We start from the raw sequence: 4,993 nt of genomic DNA on the forward strand, positions 1-4,993 counted from the left end.
CGGCAGGTGGCGCCGGGCCATGGCAGCCAGGCCGGCTGCGGCAGCTGGCAGCAGGGCGCGCCGTCGGGTCCGCCAGTGGGTGCGCAGCTGCACCTTGGTGCTGGGGCAGGCATCTAGCGGGTCCGCCATCTCAGCGTTGGAACCAGCCCGTCAGGGCAACAGCCAGGGCATCGGCGGCGTCGTCCGGCCGCGGCGGGATCTCCAGCTGCAATTCCCGCATCACCGCCTCCAGCACCTCCTGCTTCTCGGCATGGCCCGAGCCAGCCAGGGCGAGCTTGATCTGCATGGGAGGGAATTCCACGACCGGCACCTTGAAGCGGGCCAGGGTCATCATCAGCACACCGCGCGCCTGCACCACCGAGATCGTGGTGCTGGAGCGGTAGAAGAAGAACTTCTCCACCGCCGCCAGCTGGGGCCGCCAGGTGCGGATCAGCAGCCTGAGGTCCCGGGCGATCTCCACCATCCGATCCCCCTCGCTGCGGCCCGGATCGGTGCGGATGATGCCGCAGTCGAGCATGCGCTGCAGGCCTCCACTGGTGTCGATCACGCCGTAGCCCACACGGGCCAGGCCGGGGTCGATACCAATGATGCGCATGCCGGCAGGCCGTCAGCCGGCCAGCGCCAGCTCGAAGTCGCGCCGATCGCTGCTCACAGGCCGTTCAAACACCTTGCAGAACACCTTCACCACCCGATCACCGGAATCGATCTGCTCCAGCGGGTCCTTGCGCAGGCGGTGGCGCAGGCAGCAGGCCACCACCCTGGCCACATCGTCTTCGCTCACCTCGGTGCGCCCCTCGAAGGCGGCCAGGGCCCGGGCCGCCCGGTTGGTGACGATGTCGCCGCGCAGACCGTCGACGTCGAGCTCGCCGCACACTCCCGAAATCCGGATGCGCAGGTCATCGTCGATCACCACCGATCCGAGGCGCTGCTGGGCCTCCACCACCCTCGCCTGCAGGGCCTCCTGGGTGGTCTGCACAGCGGTGTTGAAGCCATCGGGGTCGTCATCAAAGGCGGTGCGCTGATCCACCACCTGCACCCGCAGCTCGGGATCACGCACGGTGCGCACCTCCACGCTCATGCCGAAGCGATCCAGCAGCTGGGGCCGCAGTTCGCCCTCCTCGGGGTTCCCCGAACCGATCAGCACGAAACGGGCCGGGTGGCGCACGCTCACCCCCTCCCGCTCCACGGTGTTCCAGCCCGAAGCGGCCGAATCCAGCAACACGTCGACCAGATGGTCGTCGAGCAGGTTCACCTCATCCACGTAGAGCAGACCGCGGTTGGCCTTGGCCAGCAGCCCCGGCTCAAAGGCGCGCACCCCCTCGCTGAGGGCCTTCTCGATGTCGATCGTGCCGCAGAGACGGTCTTCGGTGGCGCCCAGGGGCAGGTCCACCATCGGCACCTGGCGGGCTTCGGTGGGGAGGGTTTCGCCCTGCTCAGCCCGCTGACGCACTTCGGCGCTCTGCAGGTCGGGGTCGAAGGGAGAGCTGTTGTAGGGGTCGCCCGCCACCACGTCGATTTCGGGCAGCAGGTCGGCCAGGGCCCGGATCGTGGTGCTCTTCCCCGTACCCCGGTCGCCCATGATCATCACCCCGCCGATGCGGGGATCGATCACGTTGAGCAGCAGGGCCAACTTCATCTCCTCCTGCCCCACGATGGCGGTGAAGGGGAAGACCCGGCGCTTCCGGACTTGACTCACGAGATTGCCTGCACGGTGGAGGGACGGGGCCCGCAAGGGCCGATTGGAGCGGATTGTTTCACAGGCTCTGGGGGTCAGGCTCGACCGGCAGCAGGCTGAGCACCTGCGGCGGCGTGGCATCGGCGGGGTAGATCAGCCGCACCTGGAGCTGCCGCACCTGGCCAGGCGCCAGGCTGATGCGCCCGAGAGCCGGGCCGGCCTGGCCGGCCCGCTGCACCAGATGAAAGCTTCGCCGACCGGCGGGCTTGCCGGCCGCATCGTCCAGGCCCCGCACCTCCACCGTGCCGCGGAACATCACGGCCCTCGGAAGCACTGAATTGAAGCGGAGGCCACCCTGGGCCTGGTCCGCCTTGATCGGCGATTCCAGGGCCAGTTGCAACTGGACCGGCTTGGCCGTGTCGTTTCGTAACGGCAGGCTGAGGTCGTATTCAACCCCGTAGTTCCCATGGGCCGCCCAGGCGGTGCCGGGGTAGAAGCCCGCCAGTTCCGCCGTCTGCACCTGGCCCGTGCCGAGGCTGCCCCGCTCCAGGGAGGCAATTGGCCAGGAGATCGGCGCCTGACGCACTGAGAGATAAGGGCTGCCGGGATCACTGATCTGGCCACGCCAGGTGCTGCCGGTCTGTACGCCGCTGACGCGCGAATAGATGATTCCGCCCTTATGGCCGCGGGGGGTAGGGGTGTGCTCGCGAGGGCTGAGTGGGCCCTCGAGCAGGGCCTGCCAGCTTTCGCTGCCTGGCGGGGTGTCGAGATCGCCGAAGGTGGCCAGGGTGGCCACATCCACCGGTCCATCGCTCTGAAGGCGCAACTGCAGGTTGCGGCCGTTCAGCAGCGGGTCGAGGCCACGCACGGGGATCTCCAGCACCATCAAGGTGGTGAGGCTGCCGGGCGCCAGGGTCCAGCGCTCCGGGAACAGGGGACTGCGGTAACGCTGCAGAAGCTCGGTGGCCACCCGGCTGCCTGGGCCGGAGAAGACCGGCGTTGAGCCCTGTTGCAACAACTCCGGCAGGGGCAGGAAGGGGGCGGAGGGCTGGGCCGGATCAAGCGACTGGGACAGGGCCGTGGAGCCACTGAGCAACCGCAGGGTCACCGGGTGGTTGCCGCGGGGTGCGGCCACCACGGCCAGCCACAGGGTGGAATCGAGGCTCTCCGGCTTGCCGGCATAGACGTGGTGGCTGAACAGGTCGAAGCGGCCGTTCAGGGGCAGGTTGAGGTGGGCCTGCGGTACGCCCCGTCCTGCCGGCGCGAAGGTGGACAGCAGGATCCCCGGTCCACGGATCAGTTCGGGGTTGTTGTCGTTGATCATCGGCACGGCATCGAGCCCGCCGGGGAGGGGCCGCACGCTCTGGCGCCGTAGTTGGGGCGGCGGCGGCTCCGCCGGCTTGGCATCGGCACTGGACTCCGCCTTGGGCTGCGCCGCCAGGGGCAGGGCTGCGCTCCCGCTCAGCACCAGCAGTCCCAGCAGAGGCGCTCTCAGGACGCGAAGGCACTGGACAACAGGCTTGAGGAAGGCCGGCTTTTGGCGGGTCGGCGGATGGCAATCAGGTTGCGGGCGGGCAAGGGAAGGACGCGTCATCGGCGGGCGCAGCATCGGCAGTCGGAGCAAAGACAGGGCGCCCAAGGGCGCGTTCTGGGGAGGAGGGGAACCACTCATCGGCGACCGACGAGGGTCTGGGCCACAGCACCGGCCATGGCACGGATCAGATCAGTGGAGCGGGGATCATTGAACGGACCTTTCACCATGAAGGCCGCCACCGCCCGCTGTCCGGTGGGCAACTGGATCAGGGCCGCATCGGCATAGGCGATGCCGATGTCGCCGGTCTTGTTGTAGACGGTGATCCCAAAGCTCAGCAGCTCGCTGTCGGGATCGGCGGCATCCTTGCCCAGCCCCTGGAGCAGTCCGAGAGGGATCAGGGTGTTGGTGCGAGACGTTCCCATCACCTCCCGGAAGAGGTCGCGGGCACGCTGGCTCAGCTTCTGGCCTGTGTCCACCAGGGCGATCGACTTGGCCAGATCCCGGGCACTGGTGGTGTTGGTGCCGTTCAGATCCGGCAGCCAGTTGTTCACCACCGTGGCCGGCAGCCCCAGTTGCTGGAAGCGGGCATTGAGCACCGTTTTGCCACCCACCCGCTTGATCAGCAGATTGGTGGCGCTGTTGTCGCTCACACGGATCATTTCGGTGGCCGCCTCGTAGAAGGGGAAGCGGGTACCCACGGGCCGGCTTGCCATCCAGCCGGCTCCGCCGCCCACCACCTCCTTGGTGAGGGGCAGTGGGTCGTTCCAGCGGAATTTGCCGTGGTCGTAATCCTCGAGTCCCACCAACAGGATCGGGGTCTTGATCGAGCTGGCCGCCGGCAAGGGCAGGTCAGGCTGAAGTTGGGCGAAGCGGCCGTCGTCAAGCACCAACAGAAAACCGCTGACCTTGAGGTCCTTGTGGACGGCAGCCTGCTGGCTCCATTTCTGGCTGAGGGCGGTGAGCTCCTGGCGCGGTTCGAAGCTGCCGAGCGGCAGGCTCTTGATGCCGTTCTCGGCCACCTTCGCATCGGCCAGAGGCTTCTGGATGGCGCCATCGGCCAGGCGGGGGGCCAGCAGTTTCAAGGTGGTGCCAGTGATCACCCCCAGGCCCACCCCCAGCACCAGCAGCCGCAGAACCAGCTTCAGGGGTTGCCCCCAGCGGTTGGTGCTGGATCGAGGCGGACGGCCGGCACTCACGGAGAACAGCAATGGCTGGGCTGACGCTAAGGGCTTCCCCGCCGACTCGCCCAGCGCAGCTGTCGCACCATGCCGCGCAGCAGGGCCACCTCGCCCTCGTCGATCTGGGCGCGCTGCAGCAGGGCCCGCACTTTGGCCATGCGGGCATGGGCGGTGTGCGGATAGAGAAACCCCACCTCCAGGAGCAGCTCCTCGGCATCCTCCAGGCTGGCCTCCAGGGCTGCCCGGGTGGCGGGATCACCGGGATCCTCCGCCCCGACGGTGCCGGGAGGAGAGGACGTTGGTCCCCCCGCGCTGCGCAGGCCGTGCAGCTCGTGCAACACCACCGCCACGGCATGGGACAGGTTGAGCGAGGCGTAGGCGGCGCCCGTGCCGATCTGCAGCAGCCGGCCGGCCTGCAGCAACTCGTCGTTGCTGAGGCCCCGATCCTCACGACCGAAGACCAGGGCCAGGGGTGCCGCCATCGCCGCCTGGGCCGAGGAGGGTGCGGTCGGCCCCGACGCTGCTGAGCCCCCCAGCAGCCAGCGCAGGGCCTCGCCTGGAGGCAACAGCGGCAGGGGTGGCGCGTCGAGCCGGCCGCTGGTGGCC

General features: G+C 68.7%; 5 protein-coding genes. All 5 read right to left on the reverse strand.

The genetic code is table 11. The features are described 5' to 3' along the window. Window positions 1-130: 130 nt before the first annotated feature. Complete coding sequence (gene ruvC, locus VB716_RS01185) at window positions 131-595, reverse strand: crossover junction endodeoxyribonuclease RuvC (RefSeq protein WP_322757460.1); 465 nt, start codon at window positions 593-595, stop codon at window positions 131-133. Window positions 596-607: 12 nt separating this feature from the next. Further along, entirely contained in the window at window positions 608-1,696 is a 1,089-nt protein-coding gene (bchI, locus tag VB716_RS01190) for a magnesium chelatase ATPase subunit I (RefSeq protein WP_322757459.1), read from the reverse strand. A 58-nt stretch (window positions 1,697-1,754) separates the two neighbouring features. Continuing rightward, a complete protein-coding gene (locus VB716_RS01195; RefSeq protein WP_416223843.1) occupies window positions 1,755-3,143 on the reverse strand; it encodes a DUF3370 domain-containing protein in 1,389 nt (462 codons plus the stop codon). Window positions 3,144-3,343: 200 nt separating this feature from the next. Continuing rightward, window positions 3,344-4,405, reverse strand: coding sequence for a serine hydrolase (locus VB716_RS01200; RefSeq protein WP_231597760.1), 1,062 nt, complete (start codon window positions 4,403-4,405; stop codon window positions 3,344-3,346). A gap of 26 nt (window positions 4,406-4,431) precedes the next feature. Then, window positions 4,432-4,993, reverse strand: a 562-nt coding sequence (locus VB716_RS01205) for a TrmH family RNA methyltransferase (protein ID WP_323269516.1), incomplete at its 5' end; no start/stop codon positions are given.

Origin of the sequence: Synechococcus sp. CCY9201 (genome assembly GCF_034931105.1) — a bacterium.
Classification (GTDB): domain Bacteria; phylum Cyanobacteriota; class Cyanobacteriia; order PCC-6307; family Cyanobiaceae; genus CBW1002.